A 622-nucleotide genomic window follows, 5' to 3' on the forward strand; every position below is an offset into this window, starting at 1 on the left:
GGGCGGCGGGGCGTACTGTCTGGTCATCGGACAGGCCGGGCCCCGACGCAGACGGAACCGGCAGCCAAATCCCCCAGAAGCCAACTCCCCCAGACACCGGAAGGAAACCACACCATGCGCCGCACCACCCTGATCGCCGCCGCCGTCGCCGTCCTGTGCTCCGCCCCGGCCTTCGCCGGCGACCTGATGACCGGCGGCATCCCGATGGGCAGCACCAGCAACCTGGGCGTCATCTCCAACACCGCCGCGGGCATCCAGAACAAGGCGCAGCAGCAGGTCTTCGGCGTGCAGGCCGGTGGCGGGCTGGCCGGTCCCTTCGGCACCGCCTCCAACCTGGGCAACGTCTCCAACCTCGCCGCCGGCGTCGGCAACAAGGCCAAGCAGCAGGTGGTTGGCGTGCAGGCGGGCGGGATGGGCGGCGGGGTGAAGACGCCCTTCGCTCTGGGCGGCTTCAACAGCAACGCCGGCAACGTCAGCAACAGCGCGGTCGGCATCGGCAACACCGCCCAGCAGCAGGTCAAGGCCATGCAGTTCGGCGCGCCGGGCGCCCTGTTCAACCAGAACCTCGGCACCGTCTCCAACCTCGCCGCCGGCATCGGCAACAAGGCCCAGCAGCAGGTCA

The 622-nt window shown here is 70.3% G+C and carries 1 protein-coding gene; it reads left to right on the forward strand.

Going from position 1 to position 622, the window contains the following annotated elements:
• Positions 1 to 114: 114 nt before the first annotated feature.
• Positions 115 to 622: hypothetical protein (locus tag Q4I23_RS32975; protein ID WP_498529041.1), on the forward strand; the 508-nt coding region annotated here is incomplete at its 3' end.

This window comes from Azospirillum sp. UFLA03-27, assembly GCF_059803775.1.